Here is a 21666-nt window from a genome sequence, read left to right as displayed (position 1 = left end):
AAGCGACGCGAACCGCCACTGTGCGCCCCCTGTCGGCGCCCCGCGGACGGCTGGGGCGGGGTGCGCCCCTCGCGGAGGGGGACACGGCCGCATGCCAGGAGTCGTACCGCCCGGCCGACTGCCCGGGACCGGGGGACCCACCCGGCCGCGCGGCGCGCCTTCGCCTGGCCGGCGCCGCAGGTCGTGGTGGACCGGACGGACGGCCGGACCGCCGGCTACACCACCGGTCTGTCCGATCCCGGCCGCGGAAGGCCCCGCGATCATCCTCGCTGCCTGCGTCCACACCCCGGCCGGCACCGCCTTCGGAACGCGCTTCGAGGGCTGCGGCAGGGCCTCGACGGCACCAAGGGACGGCAAAGACCGCGGTGTATCCCGGGGCTTAAAGGGATATTCGACGGGAAATGCTGACCCCCGAACGGCTGTGCGGCCTGCCGGTACTCCCCGGCGGTGCTCGACTGCCGGGAGCCGCCATCGCCGGGTGCACACCAGAAGGGGCCGCCTGCCGTGCGTACGCCTTTGTATCTGCGACCACGACTGGAACCACCGCTCGACGCGTTACTGGAGGCCACACCCTTCCTGCACTCCCTCGCCGACGCGCTCGGCTCACCGCTCAACGTGCTGCTGCCCGACCGGATCGCGGAGAACGTCGCCGGCTTCCGCGCCGTGTACCGCGGGCACCACCTCAGCGGCCGGGTGTACTACGCGCACAAGGCCAACCAGGCGCACAGCCTGGTCCGGCGGCTGACGGCGACCGACCCTGCGGGGGTGGGCATCGACGTGGCCTCGCTGGGCGAGCTGCGGCACGCGCTGGAGTGCGGCTTCACCCCTGACCGGATCATGGCCACCGGCCCCAAGGACCCCGAGTTCCTGTGGCTGGCCGCCCGCACCGGCACCTGCGTCAACCTCGACTCCCCCGCCGAGCTGGATCAACTGGCCGGGCTGGTGAGGAAGTACGGCCTGCCCCGCACCGACGTCCTGCTGCGGCTGGCGGAGTTCGAGGCGTCCGCGTCCGCGGCTTCGGGCACCCGGGTCCTCTTCCGGCGCAGCCGCTTCGGTTCACCCGTCCGCGAGGTGGACGCCCTGGTCGACGCGGTCGAACGGCACGCGGACGCGGTGCGGTTGACGGGGGTCGCCTATCACCTGGACACCACGGGCATCGCGGAGAAGGCCGTCGCGCTGGAGACGTGTGTCGCGGTCATGGACGAGTGCCGGGCCCGGGGCCTGGACCCGCGGGTCGTCGACATCGGGGGCGGCTTCGGTGTCGGGTACGTCGCCGACGCCGGCCAGTGGGAGCGCTACACCACCGAGCTCGCCGAGGCCGTGCTCGGCACCCGCCCCGCCCTGACGTGGCGCGGCCACGGCTACGGGCTGCGCAACGAGGGCGGCACCCTGCGCGGGGCACCGGCGCTCTACCCGGCCCACCGCCCCACCGCGGGCCCCGGCTACCTCGACGAACTGCTCCGCCATCCCGCCCCCGCGTCGGGCCGCCCGTCGGCCACCCTGCTCCTGGAACACCTCTACGACCTGGCCTGCGAGCCGGGCCGGGCCCTGGTCGACCAGTGCGGGCTGACGCTGGCGCGGGTCCTCGACATACGCCGGGCCGGCGCGGACTCGGGCGACCTCCTGGTACGGCTCGGCATGAACGCCGGTGACGTGAGCCTGGAGGAGCACGGTGTGCTCGTCGACCCGGTCCTCGTCCCCCGGCCCGGGACGCCCACGGACACCACCGACGAGGGACCGGTGGGGGTCTATCTCGCGGGCAATCTCTGTCTGGAGGCCGATCTGATCACCCGCCGCAAGGTCCATCTGCCCCGGCTGCCGCGCGCGGGCGACCTGTTGGCGTTCGCCAACACCGCCGGATACGCGATGGACTTCCACGCCCACCGTGCGCAACGGCAGCCGCTCGCCCGCACGGTCGCCGTCACCGCGGAGCGGGACTCCTGGAGTTGGCGCCTCGACGAGGAGTACTGGCCGATCACGGAAGCGGGTGGACCGGTTTCATGAGGTACGACAGCATCACGGACGCCATCGGCAACACGCCGCTGGTGCGGATCGACCCGGCCGTGCACGGCCTGCGCCACATCGACCTGTACGCCAAGCTGGAGATGCTCAATCCGTTCGGCTCGGTGAAGGACCGGGCCGCCTGGCACATGGCCCGCCCCGGACTCGCCTCGGCGGTGGAGCGCGGTGCGACGGTCGTGGAGCTGTCGAGCGGCAACACGGCCAAGGCCCTGGCGCTGCTGGCGGGTATGCACGGGCTGCGTTTCAAGAGCGTCACCAACCGGATGCGGGTGCCCGAGATCAAGGAGCTGCTCCTGTTGATGGGTGCGGAGATCGAGGAGCTGCCCGGCCGGAGCGAGTGTCTCGACCCGACCGACACCGACGACCCGCTGACCCGTTTCCACCAGGCCCTCAGCGGCCCGGACGACAGCTATCTGCACACCGACCAGTACTTCAACCCGCGCAACATCGAGGCCCATACGGTGGGCACCGGGCCGGAGATCGTCAAGGACCTGGACGGGCGGGCCCCCGACTGGTTCATCGCCTGTGTGGGCACGGCCGGCTCCTCCACCGGCGTGGCGCGCGTGCTGCGCGAACACGATCCCGGGGTACGGGTGGTCGGCCTCGTCGCCCACAAGTCGGACTTCATCCCCGGCATCCGCACGATCGACGAGGTGCACCAGGTGGGTCTGTTCGACCCGTCGACGTACGACACGATCGAGTCGGTGACCGCCGACGACGCCATCGACGGGATGCTGACCCTGATCCGTCGCTGCGGACTGCTGACCGGTCCCACGGGCGGCGCCGCCTTCCACGGCGCGGTACGCCATCTGCGTACGGCGGACGCGGAGTTGGCGGAGGGCGAGCGGCGCACGGCGGTCTTCATCGTCTGCGACCGCGCCGAGAGCTATCTCGGGTATGTACGGCAGCGCCGCCCCGAGCTGCTGGGCCGGCAGGTCCGACCGCACTCCGCGACGGCACTGTCCGAAGCCCAGGTACGGGCGGAGGCCACGGTGATCGGCCCGGCCGACGCGCGGCGGTGGATCGAGGACGGGGAGCCCCGGCCCCTGGTGATCGACCTGCGCGGGCCGCACGCGTACGCCGCGCTGCACATCGACGGGTCGGTCAACATCACCGACGAGTTGTTCGAGGAACTCGTCCGCGGGGGGCTGCCGTTCGGCAAACGGCAGCCGGTGCTGCTGGCCTGCCCGGTCGGCGAGAAGTCGGCCCGGTATGCCGCGCTGCTGACCCGTATGGGCCATCCCGACGTCCGCAGTCTGTCCGGCGGGATCGTCGCGTGGCGTGACGCCGGGGCCCCGCTGGTGAGGGACTGAACCCGTGCCGGGAACCGATCTGGAGCAACTGGCCGACTGGCAGCGGGAGGTGCGGGAGCAGTTCCCCATCATCACCGCGCACCCGGACCTCACCTACTTCGACAGTGCGGCCACCACGCAGAAACCGCGGGCCGTCCTGGACGCCGTACAGACGTATCTCACGACCTCCAACGCCAATGCCGGGCGGGGCGGTTACCCCTGGGCCAACCGTACGACGGCCCTGGTGGAGCGCACCCGGCGGCGCGTCAAGGACTTCCTCGGCGACCCGGAGCCGGACCGCTCGGGCGTCCACTTCACCGGCGGCACCACCGAGGGGCTGCGGAGGATCGCCCTCGACTGGCTGCCCGGCCGCCTCTCGGACGGTGACGAGATCCTCGTGCCGTTCGCCGACCACCGGGCCAACCTGGACCCGTGGCTGGAGGTCCGGGACCTGCTGGCCCGGCGGGGTGTCACCGTACGGGTGCGGCCGCTGCCGTACCAGGAGTCGTCAGGCGACTACGACCACCGGGCGCTGCCCTCCGTCATCGGGCCGCGCACCCGCTTCGTCGCCGTCACCCATGTCCACCACGTGTACGGAGGCGACATGAACGTGCACCGTGTCCGTGAGGCCGTCGGCCCGCACGTGCCGATCTGTCTGGACGCCGCGCAGAGCGTCGGCCATCTGCCGCTGTCCGTGGACCGGCTCGACGTGGACTTCGTGGTCTTCTCCGGGCACAAGGCACTGGCCCTGCCCGGCTCCGGGGCCGTATGGGCCCGCAACTCCCCCGGTCGCGGACCGGAGTTCCGGCCGGGCGGCTGGCAGGGTACCCCCAACACGGTGGGGGTCGCCGCGCTGGAGGCCGCGCTGGACTGGCTGGATGCCGTCGGCACGGACCGGATCGCCCGCTGGACCACGGCGCTCACGGCCCGGTTCACGGACGGGCTGCGCCGCCTGGCTCCGTACGAGATCCTCGGCTGCCAGGCCAGTCTGGCCGCCGGCTCGCCCGTCCAGCGGCGCCACGACATCGTCACCTTCCGCCACCGTGACATCCCTTCGGACGACCTCGGCTTCATCCTGTACAGCCAGGGCTTCATGGTCCGCGCCGACAATCTCTGCCAGGCCGGCACCGACAAGCGGGACGGCTCGGTACGGGTCAGCGTCCATGTGTACAACACGGCGCGGGAGATCGACGATCTGCTGAACGTACTGGCCGGGTTGAGCTGAATCGACGTGGGCGCGGGCCGCCGGTGGACGTGGGCGGCACCCAAGGCGGGTCAGGAGGTCGAGATTCCCGACGGCCGGCTGAACCCAGGGCTCTCGCAGTGGTGTGGCAGGGCCGCCGGCCCTACCCACCGCTCCCTGCTGCCGTTCCTGGCCACCGATGCGGAGAGCTGGAACATCGGCAGGCCCGACCCGTGCCACGAATGGAGCGAGCTGACGCATGTGCCGGCCGTCCTGAGACGAGTCCATCGGCGACAAGCGCCTGGCTGCGGCACGGCTCTCGCCCTCGACGCCTGCGCGGACGGCCGCACGACGACGGACCGGGACATGCCGCTGCTGCGTCTGAGGGCCCGTCGTCACCACCCGTAGGTCGACGCTCCGGTCAACGATCCCCAGCGTGAATGGAAACCATTTCCAATAGTCGATAGGTTCTGTTCGCAACCGGCGAGGCTAGACGGAAGAGGCGACGCGAGGTCATGGGCGTGAGCATGGAGACGGCCGCATTGTGGATCGAGCGCTGGGAACGCCAGCAGCAGCACTACGCCGTCGCTCGCGAGGAACGGTTCACGGTGATCGCCGATGTCGTCGAGCACCTCACCACCGGCCGCACCCGACCGCTCCTGCTCGACCTCGGCTGCGGCCCGGGGTCGATGGCCGCCCGGCTGGCCGTTCGGCTCCCGGACGCCGAGATCGTCGCCGTCGACATGGACCCGCTGCTCCTCGAACTCGGCCGCACGCACCACGCGGACGCCGCCCGTTTCGTCGACGCCGTCATCGGCGACGACGGCTGGACCGACGTCCTCGGTCTGGAGCGCCCACTGGACGCGGTCGTCTCCACCACCGCCCTCCACTACCTCTCCGAGCGGACCCTGCTGCGTACGTACCGGAGCCTGCACGCGCTGCTGCGACCGGGTGGCGTCCTCGTCAATGGCGACCACTTCGCCCTGGACGACCTCCGGTGCGCGGACCTCACCGCCGTCGTGGGACGGCGGTGTGCCGAGCGGTCGCGGACCGGCGAACACGAGGACTGGCGGTCCTGGTGGAGCGCGGCCGCCGAGGACCCGGAGCTGGCCGACCTGTTCGCCCGGCGCGAGAGGCGCCGGGCCGCGTCCGGCAACCACGACGGCAACGACAACGACCTGCCCCTGACGTGCCACGTCGAACTCCTGCGCACGGCGGGCTTCGCCCACACCAGCCCCGTCTGGCAGTACGGCCACAGCCATGTCCTGGTCGCCCTGAAGGACTGACCGCTGGCAGGGCCCGGGCCCCGGCGGCTCAGCCGAAACGCAGAAAGCGTGCGGCGAACGTGCGCGGGGCCGTCGGCGTGGCCGAACACCCACACCGTCGCAGTGCCCGGCGCGGGCGTCAGCCGCAGCGTCGCGGAGCACCCCTCCCGGGCACGTCCGGTTCGCCGTACTCGGTGAACGACTGCCCCTTCCAGGCGGGGAAGTCCGGCCCGGGGACGAACGGCGGAGCGCTGCCCGGCGGGGCCCCACTTCCGGGAGCGGGCCACCGACACCCGGTGTCGACCTGTGGCAGGAGGGCAGCCGCCGCACAAGGACTCAATCGTCGTGTCCGGTGTTCTCCCTGGGCAGGATTTTCTGGCGGGCCCAGAGGCTCAGCAGTGCCGTTCCGCCGACCAAGAGCGGCACGGGGTCTCGGGCAGGCGGAGCCAGCACGTATCCCAGCACCGTGGCCGTGCAGACCGTCAGGGGAACGAACGCCGCCGCACCCTCCATCCCCCAGCGCAGCGCGGGCTGAGTGGTGCCCAGGGCGCTCGCCCCGCCGGGCACCCAAGGGCTGACTGCGGCTACCAGCAGTCCCGCGGTTGCGCAGGCGTCGACCAGCTGACAGGACATCACCTGGGGTGCGCGCGGGCAGCCCGTCGACAGTCGCAGGGTGTCGCCGATCAGCATGAGGGACAGGCCGGCGATCCCGACCCACACGGTGGCTCTCTGGTCGCTCCGTACGAGACGGCGCAGGGCGAACAGAAAACTGAGGAACACGACTTCCGCGGCCCACAGGACACCGACCATCCCCGTGCCCAGCCGCCAGCCGTCACCGGCCCCCCGCAGCAGTACCCATACCGTCATGAACACGGTTCCGGCTGTGACGACCCCGTCGAGCACGCGCCGCAGCAGCACGTGCCGTCCCGTACCGGCATCGGCCGCGACCACCAGACCTGCCATCCCCAGGCCGACCGTCAGGGTCACTCCGGTGACCACCACCAAACCCAGCAACGATCGCGCGTCCCGTTCCGAAGCCGCGGGCTGCGCCGACAGCACGGTGACCGCGCCCCGGTACACACCTCCGGCCACGGCGGAACCGCCCAACAGCAGCACACGTGTCCGTACCCGTCCGCTCGTTCCCCTCGCGCGGAACAGCAAGGAGGCCGCCAGCCCCCAACAACCGGCGGTCGGCCCGAACGCCACCATGCGCTCCGCTCCGCTCCCGGCCGCCCACGGCCCGCCGAACGTCAGCAGGGTCCCCACCACACATGCCACGCCGACCGCGCCCCAGGTCCGTGGCCAGGTCCGATGACAGCGGCCCGCCCGGAGCCTGGGCACGTCCAGCAACTTTCCCAACGCGGACATCACCTGCGCCTTTCCACCGGTCCCCCGTCCGCAGGGCCTCCCCCGCAGTCCCCTGATCCACTCAGAAACCGTAAGGACTCGCCACCGGCCCCGAACGGAACCATCGGTTCATTCACTCGTACTGCGTAAGCGAGGAGACAGCGCCGGCCCTCCGCCTCGCGCGAGCCAGGTGGTCCGCGGGGACGCACGGGACCGTCATTCGCCGGTCCCCAACCGGTCCCCAGGAATGGCTGAGGGGCCGTTTCAGATCTCCTCTGAAACGGCCCCTGGCCTCCGACTTCGCAAAGTCGGGACGACAGGATTTGAACCTGCGACCCCTTGACCCCCAGTCAAGTGCGCTACCAAGCTGCGCCACGTCCCGTTGCCCGCCTGACCTGGGCTTTCCCCTGGCCGAACGCGCACGGAAACAATACCGCACTCGGGCCGGTGATCGCGCACCCGTTTATCGGGGCGGAGCGGGCCGGCGCCGGGCGGCGAACGGCCGGCGAGGGACGAATCCCGATCACCACTTGACCTCAAGTTTGGTTGAGGTAGCACGCTCGTGTGCATGACGACCACGACGGAACGTACTTACGGTTTCACGGATCTACCCGCACTGATGGCGCTGATGACGGGCGCCGAGAAGCACGGCCCGGCGGCCACGTCCACGCTGGACGCGCTGTGGGTGCTGTACGACCGGGTGCTACGGGTGGGGCCCGAGCGGATGGACGACCCGGGCCGCGACCGGTTCCTGCTGTCCAAGGGGCATGGGCCGATGGCGTACTACGCGGTGCTGGCCGCCAAGGGCTTCGTGCCGGTCGACTGGCTGCCCGGCTTCGGCTCGTACGACTCCCGGCTCGGCCACCATCCGGACCGGGTGCTGGTGCCGGGCGCCGAGATCGGCAGCGGCTCGCTCGGGCACGGCCTGCCGCTCGCGGTGGGGACGGCGCTCGGTCTGCGGGCCCAGGGGCGGCCCGATCCTGCGGTGTGGGTGCTCATCGGGGACGCCGAGCTGGACGAGGGCAGCAATCACGAGGCGATCGCGTTCGCCGGACCGGCCGGGCTCGACCGGCTGCACACCGTCGTGATCGACAACTCGTCCGCCAGCCATGCGCGGCCCGGCGGCATCGCCGCGCGGTTCGAGGCGGCGGGCTGGTCCGCCGAGACGGTGGACGGCCGGGACCACGAGGCGCTCCACGCCGCCTTCACCGCACCGCATCCGGGCCGCCCCCGAGTGGTGGTGGCCCGCGTGGAGCCCAAGAACGCCCCCGGCCCGCGGCAGACCTGACACCTGCCGCCCCTCCCGCTCCCCTCCCCTTGTCGCCACTCTTCCGAAAGGACACTCCGCGCTCATGGACACCATGCGTGAACGCTTCGCCCCTGTCGTCTCCCGGCTGCTCGACGAGGACCCCAGGGTCGCGCTGGTCCTCGCCGAGATCGGCAGGGACGGCTTCGCGGAGGCGGAGCGGCGCCATCCGGACCGGGTCGTCAATGTCGGCATCCGCGAGCAACTGCTGATCGGCGCGGGCGCGGGACTCGCCCTGACCGGGATGCGACCGGTGATGCACACCTTCGCCAGCTTCCTGGTGGAGCGGCCCTTCGAACAGGTCAAGCTGGATCTCGGGCACCAGGCCGTGGGCGCGGTACTGGTCAGCGCCGCCGCCTCCTTCGACTGGCCCGCCGGCGGCTACACGCACATGGCACCGGGCGATGTGGCCCTGCTCGACACACTCGACGGCTGGACGGTGCATGTGCCGGGCCATCCCGACGAGGCCGAGACGCTGCTTCGCCACGCCGTCGGCGCCGGCGAGGGCAAGGACGACAAGGTGTACGTCCGGCTGTCCGTGCAGTCGAACGGGCGGGCACTGGCAGTGGACGGGGAGCGGTTCCTCACCGTGCGCGAGGGACGCCGCGGGGTCGTCGTCGCCGTCGGGCCGATGCTCGACGCCGTCCTCGCGGCGACGGAGGGTCTCGATGTGACGGTGTTCTACGCGACCACCGTGCGCCCCTTCGACGCGGCGGCGCTGCGCCGGGCGACCGAGGGTGCCGGGACCGATGTGGTGCTCGTCGAGCCGTATCTGGCGGGCACCTCCACGGCTGCCGCGAACGACGCGCTCGCCGATGTGCCGCACCGGGTGCTGGGACTCGGGGTCGGTCGCCCGGAGCTGCGGCGGTACGGGCAGATCGAGGAGCACGTGACCGCGCACGGCTTGGACGCGAGCTCGCTGCGGGAGCGGATCGGCGGCTTCGTCGAAGCACGGGTCGGCGTCTGACGCCCCACCCCGCCACCGGGCCCGGCCCCCTGAGGCCGGGCCCGACCGACGCCGCCCCCCGTGGCACGGACCGACCGGTCAGAGGCGTACGCGCGGCGGCGCGTCCATCCCTGCGACGGCGCCGCGAACGATCACTCCAGCGGCCCCCGAAGGGGCCGCGCAAACCCCTGCGGCTCAACCATGAAGCTCACCCGGGCTGCTCCTGGTCGGCAGCCGGTATCCCCACATCCGGGTAGGCGTCGAGGAGTCGGCTCGGGGCCGCCTGGCGCCAGGAGTCGGCGAGGATGTCCCGCAGCTCCGGCTCGTCCTCCAGGGCGGACAACCGCACCCGCACCCAGGCGAAACCGGCCTCGTGATCGGCGATCCAGAACTTCTCGGGCTCGGCCAGCACCAGTTCGTCGCGCTCCTCCTTGGGGCAGCGCACCGCGATGGACGTCTCGTCCTCGGGCAGCGTGGCGAACATCTTCCCCGCGACCCGGAAGGTGGGCATGCTCCAGGCGACCTTCTCGGTGGTGTCGGGCAGCGAGAGGGCGACACGTCGTACGTCTTCAGCATCCGGCATGCGACGCACAGTAGCCGCCACCACTGACAATCACCCGGTGGGAGCCGGTGCCCCCGCTGCGTCACCGGCCGCCCCGACCCGCTTGTAGTAGATCGACGTCGGCCGCAGGCTCCCGTGCGGGTCCTCCGCGTAGTCGGGGATCGCCCCGATCCGGGTCCAACCGGCCTTCGCGTAGAGGTACTCGGCCGGGCTGTCGGTCTCCGTGTCCAGGTGGAGCAGGGTGACGCCGGCGTCGAGGGCCGCCCGCTCGGCGGTCGCGAGCAGTGCCTTGCCGACGCCCCTCCCTCGCCCGTCCGGGTGGACCATCAGTTTCACCAGCTCGGCCCGGTGGCGGCTGTTGGGCTTGTCCGGGAAGGCGAGGCTCACCGTGCCGATCAGCCGGTCGTCGTCACGTGCCACCCATACGGCGAGTTCACCCGTCCGGACCGCCTCGACGCGCCCCCGCCACCAGGCGACCGCCGCCGCGCGGTCGAGCGGCGCGAGAAAACCGACGGAGGCTCCGCCGTTGACGGTGCGGACCAGCAGATCGGCCAACTCCCCGACGACCGACAGCAGTCGAGGATGGTCGTCGAGCCGCTCGATCGCCATCACGGTTCGACCACCACCAGCGCGTACCGCACGTCCTGCGGCCCCGGACATCTGAACCGCACCGGCCCCCAGACGCGCATCCGCAGACAGTCACCGGCGGCCAGTTGGTGCTCCACGCCACGGTCGGTCACTCGGAGGGCTCCATCGAGGACCCAGATGTGCTGTTCCAGACCGGGAACGGACGGGCCGTCGTACGCCAGGTCGGCGCCCGCCTTCAGCCGCCCCTCGACCAGTTCTCCGCACAGTCCCGCCGCGGGCGGCGACACGGACCGCCGTACGAAGCCGGAAGCCTTGTCCTCCCATACGGCCTGGTCGGCGGCGCGGACGACGGTGACGGGCTCGGCCTCCACCTCACTGAGCAGCTGGGACATGGTCCGGCCGTAGACGCGGCAGAGGCGGTTCAGCAGCGCTGCGGTCGGGCTGGTCTCGGCCCGCTCGGCTCGGGACAACGTCGAACGGCTCACCCCGCTGCGCTCCGCCAGTTCCCCCAGGGACCAGCCGCGTTCGGCCCGCAGCTCGGCGAGACGAGCGCCGAGGCGGACGTCGACAGGATCCAGCACCTCTTCCATCGTTCCCATATTCGGGATGCTATCCCAGAAACGAGACAAGACATGAAGGGGCCGGGCACCACGCGCGCTCCCGGCGCCCCTCGCCGAGCGGCACTGGCCGGCCTTCTGCCTCCGACCCGTAGGCTGCGGCAGCCTCCGCCGCCTACCCCGCCGCCTCCCCCAGCGCTTCCAGCACCGGGCTGATCAGCGGGTGCCCCTCGGCGCCGCGCCGCACCGCGGCGAAGACACGTCGGGTCGGGGCCACGCCGTCGACCGGGCGGACGACCACCCCGGTCAGGTCCATGCCGCGCAGGGCGGAGCGGGGAACGAGGGCCACACCCGCGTCGGCCGAGGCCAGGGCGACGACGGCGCGGAAGTCGTCGGAGGAGTGTTCCAGGCGGGGCTGGAAGCCGGCGTTCTCGCAGGCCAGGACCACCACGTCATGGCAGGGGTTGCCGGGGTACGGGCCGATCCACGGGTCCTTGGCCAGTTCGGCGAGCGGCACCTCCTCGGCGTCGGCCAGCCGATGGGTCAGGGGTACGACCGCGTCGAAGGGCTCGGCGTAGAGCGGGACGTGAGTGAGGCGGGGGTCGTCGGCGGCCGGGGCGCCCCGGTACTCGACGGCCACCGCTATGTCGACCTGCCGGTCCAGGACCATCGGAAGGCTGGCGTCCCCTTCGGCGTCCTGGACGCGGATCCGGATGCCGGGGGACGAGATCGCGAGGCGCGCCACGGCGGGCGCGACGACCTGTGCGATCCCCGTGGCGAAGGCGGCGACCGTGACCGTACCGGCCGCACCGGAGCTGTACGCGGCCAGCTCCGCCTCGGCCCGCTCCAGCTGGGCGAGGACGGCGTTGGTGTGGTTCAGCAGGATCTCGCCGGCCGGGGTGAGCCGTACGCCCTTCGCGCTCCGCTCGACCAGCCGGTGGCCGGTCTCCTGCTCCAGCGCGGTGAGCTGCTGGGAGACGGCGGAGGGGGTGAGATAGAGCGCGGCGGCAGCCGCCGTCACCGTACGGTGGTCGGCCACCGCACGGAGGATGTGGAGCCGCCGCGCCTCGATCATGGGACCGATTCTCTCAAATCCCCGCTTTTCCCCTGAACGGGTCCCGCTCAGCCCTCCAGCTCGGTCCGGGCCGCGACGAACGCGTCCACCGCCCGGTTCACGTCGTCCGTCGAGTGCGCGGCGGACAGCTGCACGCGGATACGGGCCTGGCCCTGCGGGACGACCGGGTAGGAGAAGCCGATCACATACACACCGCGCTCCAGGAGCAGCTCCGCCAGTCGGCCCGCCTTCGCCGCGTCCCCGATCATCACGGGAGCGATGGGGTGGTCGCCGGGGAGGAGGTCGAAGCCCTCCTCGGTCATCCGGCGTCGGAACAGCGCGGTGTTCTCGGCGAGCCTGACCCGCAGGTCGTCGGCCGATTCGAGGAGGTCGAGGACCTTCAGGGAGGCCGCGGCGATCACCGGGGCGAGGGTGTTCGAGAACAGGTACGGGCGGGAGCGCTGGCGCAGCAGGGCGACGATCTCGGCGCGCGCGGCGACATAACCGCCGGAGGCGCCGCCGAGCGCCTTGCCGAGGGTGCCGGTGATGATGTCGACGCGATCCATGACGCCGTGCAGCTCGGGGGTGCCGCGGCCGCCGGGACCGGTGAAGCCGACGGCGTGCGAGTCGTCGACCATCACCATGGCGTCGTGGCGGTCGGCGAGATCGCAGATCTCGCGGAGCGGGGCCACATAGCCGTCCATGGAGAAGACGCCGTCGGTGACGATCAGCTTCCGGCGGGCGCCGCCCTCCGTCGCCTCCTTCAACTGACGTTCCAGGTCGGCGAGATCGCGGTTGGCGTAGCGGAAACGGCGTGCCTTCGACAGGCGGATGCCGTCGATGATGGAGGCGTGGTTGAGGGCGTCGGAGATCACCGCGTCCTCGGCGCCGAGGAGGGTCTCGAAGACCCCGCCGTTGGCGTCGAAGCAGGAGGAGTACAGGATCGTGTCCTCCTGGCCGAGGAACGCCGACAGCCGGGCCTCCAGCTCCTTGTGCACCTCCTGCGTTCCGCAGATGAAGCGGACGGAGGCCATGCCGTAGCCCCAGCGGTCGAGGGCCTCGTGGGCGGCGGCGACCACCTCGGGGTGGTCGGCGAGACCGAGGTAGTTGTTCGCGCAGAAGTTGAGCACCTCGCCGGGGCGGCCGCCCGCGGTGACGTTCACCGTCGCGGACTGCGGGGTGCCGATGACACGCTCGGGCTTGTGCAGTCCGGCGGCGCGGATCTCGTCGAGGGTGGCGCGGAGGTCGTCGCGCACGGAGTCGAACATCGGAAGGCTCCCAGGGATACGGACCCGGCGGTACGGGCCCGGAGATACAGATGGCTTGACGTGGTCCGGTGGCTCAAGCCGTCCAGCGGCTCACGGTCCGACGGCTCACGAACCCGGCTCGCCGCGGTGGCCGGTGACTCACGCGGTCCAGTCGAGGATGACCTTGCCGCCGCGTCCGCTCGCCGCGTCCGCGAACGCGGCCTCGTGGTCGCGGTAGCCGTAGCGGCCGGTGATCACCGGGGCGAGGTCGAGGCCGCCCTCCAGGAGTACCGACATCGCGTACCAGGTCTCGAACATCTCGCGGCCGTAGATGCCCTTGATCGTGATCATGGAGGTGACGATCCGGGACCAGTCGACGGCGAACTCCTCGGACGGCAGTCCGAGCATGGCGATCCGGCCGCCGTGCGTCATGTTGGCGATCATGTCGCGCATCGCGGCGGGGTTGCCCGACATCTCCAGGCCGATGTCGAAGCCCTCGCGCAGCCCGAGTTCGCGCTGCCCCTCGGCGATGCTCGACCCGGAGACGTCGATGGCCAGGCTGACGCCGATCTTGCGGGCCAGCTCCAGCCGGTCCTCGCTGACGTCCGTGACCACGACGTGCCGGGCCCCGGCGTGCCGTGCGACGGCGGCGGCCATCAGACCGATCGGCCCCGCCCCGGTGATGAGGACGTCCTCCCCGACGAGCGGGAAGGACAGCGCGGTGTGCACGGCGTTGCCGAACGGGTCGAAGATCGCCGCGACGTCCAGGTCCACGGGGGCCCGGTGCACCCACACATTGGACGCGGGCAGCGCCACGTACTCGGCGAACGCGCCGTCGCGCCCCACGCCCAGGCCGACGGTGGCCCGGCACAGATGGCGGCGCCCGGCGAGACAGTTGCGGCACTTGCCGCACACCAGGTGGCCCTCGCCGCTGACCCGGTCTCCGGCCTTGATGTCCACGACGTCATGTCCGGTCTCGACGACCTCGCCCACGAACTCGTGGCCGACGACGAGCGGGGTGCGGATGGTCTGCCGGGCCCAGCCGTCCCAGGACCGGATGTGCAGGTCGGTACCGCAGATACCGGTCCGCAGCACCTTGATCAGTACGTCGCCGGGGCCGATCTCCGGCTCCGGTACGTCCACGAGCCGGAGCCCGGGCTCCGCCTTCTCCTTGACCAGCGCCTTCAACGCCACGGCTCCTGTGGGTGCGGTCCCGCGGCAGGGCACGACGAGCACGCCCGTACCGGGGAGAGGGGTGGGATCACCGAGCAATCTGCCGTACGACGGCACCCGGGGTCCATCGAGGTTTTCTTAACCTCCGCCGCAGCTTTCCTTCACACCCCGCCCGCTCCTCCGGGCAAGAGCGTCCTCAGGGGTGGGCGTCCCGGACCGCGATCCGCCCGGCCAGCTCCGCCGCCATCGCCTTGATGGTCTCCAGGCCGCCCCTGCCCCACGGCCGGGGCTGTACGTCGAGCACGCAGACCGTGCCGAGGGCGAGGCCCGTACGGTCGATGAGCGGTGCGCCCAGATAGGAGCGGATGCCGTGATCGTCGACGACCGGATTGCCGGCGAATCTCGGGTAGTCGTAGACGTCCTCGAGGACGAGCGCCTTGCGGCGGACCACCACATGGGGGCAGAACCCCTGGTCGCGGGCCAGATGGCGGACCGCCCCGAGCGCCGGGCCGTCCCCCGTGGCCTCCGACGGGGCATGCAGGCCCGCGAAGAACTGGCGGTTCTCGTCGATGAAGTTGACCATCGCATACGGCACCGAGGCGACCGCGGCGAGTCTGTCCGCGAAGGCGTCGAAGGCGGGCTCCGGGTGCTCGCCGAGCCTCAGCCGGCGCAGCCGCCGCACACGCTCGGGGGCGTCCCGGTCCTCGGGGGTGAGCAGCAGCCTGCCGACGGGACGAGGAGGGTCGTACGTCACGTGTGGGCCCCACGGGTCGGAAGGTGCGCCGGGGTGTGCGCGAGGAGGTGCCGCACCAGGGTGAGCAGGGTCTGCACACCCGAGCTGGAGATCCGGGCGTCGCAGCACACGACCGGGATCTCCGGGTCGAGGTCGAGCGCCGCCCGCACCTCCTCGGTGTCGTAGCGGTAGGACCCGTCGAACTCGTTGACGGCGACGATGAATCCGAGGCCGCGCTGTTCGAAGAAGTCCACGGCGGCGAAACAGTCCTCCAGACGCCGGGTGTCGGCGAGGATGACCGCGCCGAGGGCGCCTTCGGAGAGCTCGTCCCACATGAACCAGAAGCGCTGCTGTCCGGGTGTGCCGAACAGATAGAGCACATGCCGCGGGTCGAGCGTGATGCGGCCGAAGTCCATGGCGACGGTCGTCTCGACCTTGTTCTCGATGCCCTCGAGGCTGTCGGTCGCCGCGCTCACCGTGGTGAGCAGTTCCTCCGTGCTCAGCGGGGCGATCTCGCTCACCGCGCCGACGAAGGTCGTCTTGCCTACCCCGAACCCTCCCGCCACCAGGATCTTGAGTGCGGTGGGGAAGGGGTCAGAGCTGTCGTCGTAGTCCATCGAGCACTGCCTCCAGAAGAGACCGGTCTGTCGGGGTGTGGTGGAAGGCCGGGGGCTTCGTGGTGAGAGCCCCGCAGTCGACCAGGTCGGACAGCAGCACCTTGGTGACCGCCGCCGGCAGCTTGAGGTGGGCGGCGACCTCGGCGACCGAGACAGGTGCCCGGCACAGGTCGAGGGCCTGTGCGTGTTCGGGGCCGAGATAGCCGAGGGGGGTCGCCCCGGTGGCCATCACCTGTGAGAGGAGATCGAGCGCGGTGGTCGGCCGGGTCCGGCCGTTGATGACCGTGTAGGGCCGCACGAGACGCCCGGCGGCGTCGTCGTACAGGGGCCCGTCGCCGGACGCGGCCGCGTTCAAGGCCTCATCGCCGAGGGTTCGACGGCCTGGCGGGGCTGGGTGACCAGATAGGGGCGGACGCTCTTGACCAGCATCGCCATCTCGTAGCCGAGGACCGCTGCGTCGGCCTCGCGTCCGGCGAGGACGGCGAGGCAGGTGCCGGAGCCCGCGGTGGAGACGAACAGCAGGGCCGAGTCGAGTTCCACGACGACCTGACGTACTTCGCCGCCGTCGCCGAAGCGGACGCCCGCGCTGCGTCCGAGGGAGTACAGGCCGGAGGCGAGGGCCGCCATGTGGTCGGCGCTGTCCGGGTCTAGGCCGTGGACCGACTTCACGAGCCCGTCGCAGGACAGCAGCACCGCGCTCGTGGTGTGCGGTACGCGCTGCACGAGACCGCTCATCAGCCAGTCGAGATCGGATACATGGCCGGTCGGCGCATCGCTCGCCATGGTGGATCGACTCCTTGGGGTCCGAAGGTCAGCGGGAGCGGAGGGGGTGGAGGCTGCGGTGGGGGTGGGCAGGGGGGTGTTCATCCGGCCGGTGAGCTCCCGTCATTCCGGGTCGTCAGATCGGGTGCCGCGTCGAGGGCCGACGGCGGTACGGCTACGGGGGCGGCGCCTCTGGTGGGACCGCTCAGGGGGTGGGTCGCGTCCTTGTGCCGCGGGTCCATGGGGGCCGGTTCCCTGTGGTGAGCTTCCGTGGGGTCCGCGCCGGGGTGTGACGTCGCGTCCCTGCGGTCCTGGTCCCCGAGTCCGGCCTCGCCGCGGGGGACGGTGTGCGGGGGCGTCAGGTCCATGGAGGCCGTGCCCAGCATGGCGGCGTCCCAGTCGGAGCTCTCCATCTGGCGGGCCTCGGCGAGGCCGATGCCACGCTGGAACGCGGCCATCAGCCCGGGGTCGTGACCGACGTAGTGCTCGGGGTCCTGGCGGGACGTGGGCGGGGGGCCGTCCCGCAGCTGAGGCACGATGTGCTGCTGCGCACGGCGTCGGGGCAGCTGGGGTTTGCCCATGGTGCCGCGGACCGTGCCGCCGACGCGCGGGGTGGGGGGCGCCGTGGTGTTGCCGTCCACGGTCCGCCGGTCCTCGGGGCGGACCCCGGGAACCGCCTCGGACGGGTTGGGCCGGTTCTCGCGCGCGCGACGCACGGGCAGCGGGGTGATGCCGCCACCGGCCCGGCCGGCACCCTGCCGGCCACTGCCCCGGCCGGTGCCCGGGCTCTGCACGCCGTCGGCCCGGCCCGCGTGCGAGCCCTGCTGCGTACCGCCTCTGCCCGGCCCCTGCTGCCGGGGCACCGACGGGCGGGCGGGAGTCGGGGCGGCGGGGCCGGACTCGGGGCCTGCGGACTGCGTCGGCCGGCCGGACGAGGTGGTCGGGAACTGCTGGGCGGCGGCGGAGCCGTCCGACGGTCCGGGCGCGGCCGTCCGCCGCCCGGAGGAGGGCGGCGCGTGGCGCGGGCCGCTGGCAGGAGGCCGGACGCCGGTGGGCCGGCGGGCCCGGGACTCGGTCTGCGGTACGTCGCCGGGGGCGGACTGCTCGGTGCCGAGCAGTCCCTGTGGGACGACGAAGGCGGCCTGGACGCCGCCGTAGATGTTGCTCTGCAGCCGGACCTGGATGCCGTGGCGGCGGGCGAGCTGGGAGACGACGAAGAGACCGATGCGGCCGTCCTGGAGCAGGCTCGCGACGTTCACCTGGTCGGGGTTGGCGAGCAGGGCGTTCATCTTGTTCTGCTCGGTGACGGGCATGCCGAGGCCGCGGTCCTCCACCTCGACGGCGAGTCCGGAGGTGACGAGGTTGGCGCGGAGCAGGACCTGGGTGTGGGGGGCGGAGAACACCGTGGCGTTCTCCACGAGTTCGGCCAGCAGGTGGATGACGTCGGCGACGGCGTGGCCGCGCAGGGTGCCGTCGATGGGGGGCGCCAGCTTGACCCGTGAGTACTGCTCGACCTCGGCGATCGCGGAGCGCAGCACCTCGGTCATGGGGACGGGGTTGCTCCACTGGCGGCGGGAGACGGCGCCGCCGAGGACGGCGAGGTTCTCTGCGTGGCGGCGGATGCGGGTGGCGAGGTGGTCGATGTGGAAGAGGCCCTTGAGCAGGTCAGGGTCCTCGATGTCGTTCTCCAGGTCGTCGAGGATGGAGATCTCGCGCTGCACCAGCGACTGCAGGCGCCTGGCGAGGTTCACGAAGACTTCCAGCTTCTGCTCGCTGCCGGCGTGGCTGGAGAGCTGGGAGGCCTGGACCACGGCGGTGACGGCGCTGTCGTGGGAGCGGGCCAGTTCGGCGGCGAGGAGCCCGAAGTCGTCGGCGTCCGGGCCGGTCTTGGGGCGCGGACCGCGCGCGGGCGGCTGTTCGCCGCGCCGCAGTGCCTCGACGAGGGCCCGCAGGTCCTCCTCCCCTTTGGCGCTCGACTCGCGCAGGGCGCCGAGGCGTTCGCGTACGGACCTGGCGGTGCGGCCGGCGGCCACGGCGGCGATCAGCACGGCGGCGAGGGCCACTGCGGCAGTGCCGGCGAGCACCGCCCAGAGCGTGGCGCCGGGACGGTGCTCGCCGGCGCGGACGGTGAAGAGCACGGCGGCACAGGCGCTGAGGGCCACCGCGGTGGGGGGCAGGACCGCCAGACGCAGCAGTTGTGGCCGTATGTGGATCTCGGGCAGCACGGGGACGGCACGGGTGGCCGACCGCCCGTGCCGCCCGCCCTCACGGCGGTCTGCGCGTGCGCCCGGTGCGCGAAGGTGAGACATCAGCGTCCTCGTACTGGTCCGTCTGGCTGTGGGGGGGTGCCGCGTCTGGGCGACTTGGGCATACGCCATCGCGTGTCGGTCGGGAGAGTCGAGGAGTTCGGCCCTGCGTCGCCCGACGGCAACTCACAGTAGTCGCCAACGCGTCATGTGCGGTGCGCAGTTGACAAAGACCCCCGGAAAGCGTGCCGCTCTGATATGAGGCTTCGCACGACAGACCGATGATTCTTCGGACAGGCGTTCCTGCAGCGTGCTTGGTGCGACAACATGTCGATCAGAGCCGTTCAGAACGGGTCGTCAAAAAACAGCGAAGGTCGGGAAGCAATGCGCTCCCCGACCCTCGGCGTCAATCCAGAAATCACCCTGTCGGGAGAATTCCCACGGCGTTGACGATGTCGGTCGCCCCTTTTTGCGGGGGGTCAGTTCTCCGCGACCAGGTCGAGTTGTTCCCCGACCGGGGGCCACGCGGTCCAGCCGCGACGTTCAACCTGGCGATGCACTCCTGGGCGGAGCCCGGCGAGCGCTCGATGTGGGCCGCGCACGAGGCGGGGGTGACCCTGGCCACGCCGCGGCCGGGCGAGCCGTTCGAGCCGCGCAGCACACCGCCGGCCGAACCGTGGTGGCGGTCCGTCGCCCGGCGGCCGACCTGCAGCAGCACACCGCTGGGCCGGCGGCCCTGGAGGTCGAGATGGGCCGCGCGCTGCATCGGCAGTTCCACGGTGCCGTGGTTGACATGGATGATCAGGCCCAGACGGAGCTCGGCGTGCACCCGGCGGGAGCCACAGGTACCACGGGTGGCGGTGTGGATGCCCACGATGGCCTCGGTCAGGCAGGCGTGCTTGACCAGCCGGTTCGACGGCGGACGGTCCCGCCAGGCGTAGTACCCGGACTCGGCGACATGCACCCGGCAGGCCAGCTGCACCGGCAGGTGCTCACGGGCCATCACGCGGATGGCTTCGAACCGCCTTTTGGGGACGTCACCTCACCCAGCAGTACGGCAGCCCGCCGGTGGATGGCCAACTCAGCCTCCAGCTCGGCGATACGCTTGCGGGCCGCAGCGAGCTGGGACAGGTCGCTGCTGTTCGTGCCGGGCAACTGCCCCGTATCGATGAGGTGCTGGCGACGCCAGACATAGATCGTCTGGTCGCTGATGCCCAGGAGCCGGGCGACCTCAGCGACCTTCCTTCCGGATGCGACGAGATCGAGAACCTTGCGGCGAGATTCGGGCGGACAACTGCGGGGCATCACGGCCTCCGAACGCTGCTGGATCATCAATTGTCCAGCAACCCGACTCCATCAGACCCAGGGCAGACCATCCGACGTCCCTCCTTGGCCGAGTACCAGCTCCGGTGGGACTCTCGCCGTAGTCCCACGTCGAGTCCGGGCTCAGGGACGGTCGGGCTGGAGAACCACCGGCAGCCGGGTCAGGCGCCACTGCCCGGGCAGCTGCATGCGCTCGCGCCGTTCCAGTTCAGCCGGTTCCAGGGCGAGGCGGACGTCCGGGTAGCGGTCGAACAGTGAGCCGAAGGCGATCTCGGCTTCGAGCCTGGCGAGGGAGGCGCCCAGGCAGTAGTGGATCCCGTGGCCGAAGCCGAGGTGGTTCTCGGCCTGGCCGGAGGGGTGCCGGCGCAGGTCAAGGCGGTCTGGATCGGTGTAACGGCGCGGATCGAAGTTGGCCGAGACGAAGACGAGGAGCACGGCGTCGCCGCGCGGGATCCGGGTGCCGGCGATCTCCAGGTCCTCGGCGGCGTAGCGCAGCCTGCTCGTCTGGACCGGCCCGCACCAGCGCATCAGCTCGTGCACCGCGCCGGGCATCCCTTCGGGGTGGGAGCGCAGGTGGGCGAGCTGGTCGGGGTGGGAGAGCAGGGCGGCGGTGCCGTTGCTGATGAGGTGGGCCGTCGTCTCGTGGCCGGCGAGGACCAGGGTCACCACGAAGGTGACCAGCTCGATGTCGCTGATGCCGACCTCCGCCGCGTCCTGGCTCCGGATGAGTCCGCTGAGCAGGTCGTCGCCGAGGTCGGCACGGCGCTTCTCGATCAGCCGGTGGGTGTGCTCGATCATCGCGGGGAACGAGGTGGCAAGGCGTTCCGGCCGCATGGCGATCAGGTCCTCGCCCCACTGCTGCCACCTGTCGCTGTCCGCCTCCGGGACGCCCACCAGCTTGCAGATGACCTGGATCGACAGCGGATAGGCGTAGTGCGCGAGGAGGTCGGTGGCCCCGTCGACGGCGTGCCGCGGCAGGGCATCCAGCAGCCGGCCTGCGATCTCCTCGATCCGGGGCCGCATGTCCATCACCCGGCGGGCCGTGAACTCGCGCAGCACCCGCTTACGCAGCCGGGTGTGCTCGGGCGGATCGGTGTCGAGCATCGAACCGAGCAGGTAGGGACGCAGCTCCTCGGGGATGGCGAGCATGTCCATCATCTTCAGCCGCGGGTCGTCGCCCGTCGCACCGGGCACCGAGGCCGGGGTGTTCACCAGGCGGCGGTCGTGCAGCAGCGCGCGGACGTCGTCGTGGCGCGTGACGAACCAGGCCGGTGTGCCGTCGAGGTACCGTCCGTGCACGACGGGCGCCCGCTCCCGCAGGCGTCCATAGCCGCCGAACGGATCGGCCATCAGGTCCGGGTGCATCGCGTGCGGTTCTGCGTCGAGGTCGTTCTGCGGAACGGGGGGAGACGTGGACATGCGCTTCGGCTTCTCCTCGTGACG

The 21666-nt window shown here is 71.7% G+C and carries 22 protein-coding genes and 1 tRNA gene; 7 read left to right on the top strand and 16 right to left on the bottom strand.

Annotation, left to right across the window (positions count from 1 at the left end; genetic code table 11):
* Window positions 1-504 precede the first annotated feature (504 nt).
* The 5 genes from ACZ43N_RS05510 (at window position 505) to ACZ43N_RS05490 (ending at window position 5783) form a co-directional block, all read left to right on the top strand.
* Entirely contained in the window at window positions 505-2004 is a 1500-nt protein-coding gene (locus ACZ43N_RS05510; protein ID WP_468095163.1) for a Y4yA family PLP-dependent enzyme, read from the top strand.
* Window positions 2001-3335 carry a pyridoxal-phosphate dependent enzyme gene (locus ACZ43N_RS05505; protein WP_468095162.1) on the top strand — a complete coding sequence of 445 codons (1335 nt, stop codon included), beginning with the start codon at window positions 2001-2003 and terminating at the stop codon, window positions 3333-3335. The genes ACZ43N_RS05510 and ACZ43N_RS05505 overlap by 4 nt, the downstream gene beginning before the upstream one ends.
* A gap of 4 nt (window positions 3336-3339) precedes the next feature.
* Complete coding sequence (locus ACZ43N_RS05500) at window positions 3340-4539, top strand: aminotransferase class V-fold PLP-dependent enzyme (RefSeq protein ID WP_468095161.1); 1200 nt, start codon at window positions 3340-3342, stop codon at window positions 4537-4539.
* Window positions 4540-4545: 6 nt separating this feature from the next.
* The gene (locus ACZ43N_RS05495) at window positions 4546-4905 is read left to right on the top strand and encodes a hypothetical protein (RefSeq protein WP_468095159.1); all 360 of its coding nucleotides are present in this window, start codon (window positions 4546-4548) and stop codon (window positions 4903-4905) included.
* Between the two features lie 107 nt (window positions 4906-5012).
* Window positions 5013-5783, top strand: coding sequence for a class I SAM-dependent methyltransferase (locus ACZ43N_RS05490; protein WP_468095158.1), 771 nt, complete (start codon window positions 5013-5015; stop codon window positions 5781-5783).
* A 315-nt stretch (window positions 5784-6098) separates the two neighbouring features.
* Here ACZ43N_RS05490 and ACZ43N_RS05485 read toward each other — a convergent pair whose 3' ends face one another.
* Entirely contained in the window at window positions 6099-7130 is a 1032-nt protein-coding gene (locus ACZ43N_RS05485; protein WP_468095157.1) for a hypothetical protein, read from the bottom strand.
* Window positions 7131-7417: 287 nt separating this feature from the next.
* Window positions 7418-7491 (bottom strand) — tRNA-Pro (locus ACZ43N_RS05480).
* A gap of 186 nt (window positions 7492-7677) precedes the next feature.
* Between ACZ43N_RS05480 and ACZ43N_RS05475 the strand changes: the two genes are divergently transcribed.
* Window positions 7678-8397 carry a transketolase gene (locus tag ACZ43N_RS05475; protein ID WP_468095156.1) on the top strand — a complete coding sequence of 240 codons (720 nt, stop codon included), beginning with the start codon at window positions 7678-7680 and terminating at the stop codon, window positions 8395-8397.
* A gap of 64 nt (window positions 8398-8461) precedes the next feature.
* Complete coding sequence (locus tag ACZ43N_RS05470; RefSeq protein ID WP_468095155.1) at window positions 8462-9382, top strand: transketolase family protein; 921 nt, start codon at window positions 8462-8464, stop codon at window positions 9380-9382.
* A 187-nt stretch (window positions 9383-9569) separates the two neighbouring features.
* On the opposite strand, the gene ACZ43N_RS05465 is transcribed toward ACZ43N_RS05470, so the two are convergent.
* The 14 genes from ACZ43N_RS05465 to ACZ43N_RS05400 all read right to left on the bottom strand — a co-directional run bounded on the left by ACZ43N_RS05465 (window position 9570) and on the right by ACZ43N_RS05400 (window position 21642).
* On the bottom strand, window positions 9570-9944 hold the full coding sequence (locus ACZ43N_RS05465) for an MmcQ/YjbR family DNA-binding protein (protein ID WP_468095153.1): 375 nt from the start codon (window positions 9942-9944) through the stop codon (window positions 9570-9572).
* Window positions 9945-9974: 30 nt separating this feature from the next.
* Window positions 9975-10532 carry a GNAT family N-acetyltransferase gene (locus tag ACZ43N_RS05460; protein WP_468095521.1) on the bottom strand — a complete coding sequence of 186 codons (558 nt, stop codon included), beginning with the start codon at window positions 10530-10532 and terminating at the stop codon, window positions 9975-9977.
* Entirely contained in the window at window positions 10532-11110 is a 579-nt protein-coding gene (locus ACZ43N_RS05455) for a helix-turn-helix domain-containing protein (RefSeq protein WP_468095151.1), read from the bottom strand. The genes ACZ43N_RS05460 and ACZ43N_RS05455 overlap by 1 nt, the downstream gene beginning before the upstream one ends.
* 133 nt (window positions 11111-11243) lie before the next feature.
* Entirely contained in the window at window positions 11244-12143 is a 900-nt protein-coding gene (locus ACZ43N_RS05450; protein WP_468095150.1) for a LysR family transcriptional regulator, read from the bottom strand.
* A 47-nt stretch (window positions 12144-12190) separates the two neighbouring features.
* A complete protein-coding gene (locus ACZ43N_RS05445) occupies window positions 12191-13390 on the bottom strand; it encodes a glycine C-acetyltransferase (protein WP_468095149.1) in 1200 nt (399 codons plus the stop codon).
* Between the two features lie 138 nt (window positions 13391-13528).
* Complete coding sequence (gene tdh, locus ACZ43N_RS05440) at window positions 13529-14557, bottom strand: L-threonine 3-dehydrogenase (protein WP_468095519.1); 1029 nt, start codon at window positions 14555-14557, stop codon at window positions 13529-13531.
* 181 nt (window positions 14558-14738) lie between these two features.
* Window positions 14739-15296 carry a GAF domain-containing protein gene (locus ACZ43N_RS05435; protein WP_468095148.1) on the bottom strand — a complete coding sequence of 186 codons (558 nt, stop codon included), beginning with the start codon at window positions 15294-15296 and terminating at the stop codon, window positions 14739-14741.
* Entirely contained in the window at window positions 15293-15892 is a 600-nt protein-coding gene (locus ACZ43N_RS05430) for a GTP-binding protein (RefSeq protein ID WP_468095146.1), read from the bottom strand. The genes ACZ43N_RS05435 and ACZ43N_RS05430 overlap by 4 nt, the downstream gene beginning before the upstream one ends.
* On the bottom strand, window positions 15870-16247 hold the full coding sequence (locus tag ACZ43N_RS05425) for a DUF742 domain-containing protein (RefSeq protein ID WP_468095144.1): 378 nt from the start codon (window positions 16245-16247) through the stop codon (window positions 15870-15872). Before ACZ43N_RS05425 ends, ACZ43N_RS05430 begins: the two co-directional genes overlap by 23 nt.
* Window positions 16244-16675 (bottom strand): roadblock/LC7 domain-containing protein, encoded by a 432-nt coding sequence (locus tag ACZ43N_RS05420; RefSeq protein ID WP_468095143.1) that lies wholly within the window; start codon window positions 16673-16675, stop codon window positions 16244-16246. The genes ACZ43N_RS05425 and ACZ43N_RS05420 overlap by 4 nt, the downstream gene beginning before the upstream one ends.
* Window positions 16676-16755: 80 nt before the next feature.
* Window positions 16756-18963 (bottom strand): sensor histidine kinase, encoded by a 2208-nt coding sequence (locus ACZ43N_RS05415; RefSeq protein ID WP_468095142.1) that lies wholly within the window; start codon window positions 18961-18963, stop codon window positions 16756-16758.
* A 355-nt stretch (window positions 18964-19318) separates the two neighbouring features.
* On the bottom strand, window positions 19319-19903 hold the full coding sequence (locus ACZ43N_RS05410) for an IS3 family transposase (protein ID WP_468095140.1): 585 nt from the start codon (window positions 19901-19903) through the stop codon (window positions 19319-19321).
* A complete protein-coding gene (locus ACZ43N_RS05405) occupies window positions 19903-20232 on the bottom strand; it encodes a transposase (protein WP_468095139.1) in 330 nt (109 codons plus the stop codon). Before ACZ43N_RS05405 ends, ACZ43N_RS05410 begins: the two co-directional genes overlap by 1 nt.
* 114 nt (window positions 20233-20346) lie before the next feature.
* Window positions 20347-21642 carry a cytochrome P450 family protein gene (locus ACZ43N_RS05400; protein ID WP_468095138.1) on the bottom strand — a complete coding sequence of 432 codons (1296 nt, stop codon included), beginning with the start codon at window positions 21640-21642 and terminating at the stop codon, window positions 20347-20349.
* Between the last annotated feature and the right edge of the window lie 24 nt (window positions 21643-21666).

The organism is Streptomyces sp. NPDC030814, from assembly GCF_055572155.1.
This window is presented reverse-complemented; position numbering and strand designations above follow the sequence as displayed.

What these genes read in the sequence shown, in the direction of transcription:
- ACZ43N_RS05505 (WP_468095162.1), top strand. Translation starts at nt 2,001, where the DNA reads ATGAGGTACGACAGCATCACGGACGCCATCGGCAACACGCCGCTGGTG.
- ACZ43N_RS05490 (WP_468095158.1), top strand. Translation starts at nt 5,013, where the DNA reads ATGGGCGTGAGCATGGAGACGGCCGCATTGTGGATCGAGCGCTGGGAA.
- ACZ43N_RS05485 (WP_468095157.1), bottom strand. Translation starts at nt 7,130, where the DNA reads ATGTCCGCGTTGGGAAAGTTGCTGGACGTGCCCAGGCTCCGGGCGGGC.
- ACZ43N_RS05475 (WP_468095156.1), top strand. Translation starts at nt 7,678, where the DNA reads ATGACGACCACGACGGAACGTACTTACGGTTTCACGGATCTACCCGCA.
- ACZ43N_RS05470 (WP_468095155.1), top strand. Translation starts at nt 8,462, where the DNA reads ATGGACACCATGCGTGAACGCTTCGCCCCTGTCGTCTCCCGGCTGCTC.
- ACZ43N_RS05465 (WP_468095153.1), bottom strand. Translation starts at nt 9,944, where the DNA reads ATGCCGGATGCTGAAGACGTACGACGTGTCGCCCTCTCGCTGCCCGAC.
- ACZ43N_RS05460 (WP_468095521.1), bottom strand. Translation starts at nt 10,532, where the DNA reads ATGGCGATCGAGCGGCTCGACGACCATCCTCGACTGCTGTCGGTCGTC.
- ACZ43N_RS05455 (WP_468095151.1), bottom strand. Translation starts at nt 11,110, where the DNA reads ATGGGAACGATGGAAGAGGTGCTGGATCCTGTCGACGTCCGCCTCGGC.
- ACZ43N_RS05450 (WP_468095150.1), bottom strand. Translation starts at nt 12,143, where the DNA reads ATGATCGAGGCGCGGCGGCTCCACATCCTCCGTGCGGTGGCCGACCAC.
- ACZ43N_RS05445 (WP_468095149.1), bottom strand. Translation starts at nt 13,390, where the DNA reads ATGTTCGACTCCGTGCGCGACGACCTCCGCGCCACCCTCGACGAGATC.
- ACZ43N_RS05430 (WP_468095146.1), bottom strand. Translation starts at nt 15,892, where the DNA reads ATGGACTACGACGACAGCTCTGACCCCTTCCCCACCGCACTCAAGATC.
- ACZ43N_RS05420 (WP_468095143.1), bottom strand. Translation starts at nt 16,675, where the DNA reads ATGGCGAGCGATGCGCCGACCGGCCATGTATCCGATCTCGACTGGCTG.
- ACZ43N_RS05415 (WP_468095142.1), bottom strand. Translation starts at nt 18,963, where the DNA reads ATGTCTCACCTTCGCGCACCGGGCGCACGCGCAGACCGCCGTGAGGGC.
- ACZ43N_RS05410 (WP_468095140.1), bottom strand. Translation starts at nt 19,903, where the DNA reads ATGGCCCGTGAGCACCTGCCGGTGCAGCTGGCCTGCCGGGTGCATGTC.
- ACZ43N_RS05405 (WP_468095139.1), bottom strand. Translation starts at nt 20,232, where the DNA reads ATGATCCAGCAGCGTTCGGAGGCCGTGATGCCCCGCAGTTGTCCGCCC.
- ACZ43N_RS05400 (WP_468095138.1), bottom strand. Translation starts at nt 21,642, where the DNA reads ATGTCCACGTCTCCCCCCGTTCCGCAGAACGACCTCGACGCAGAACCG.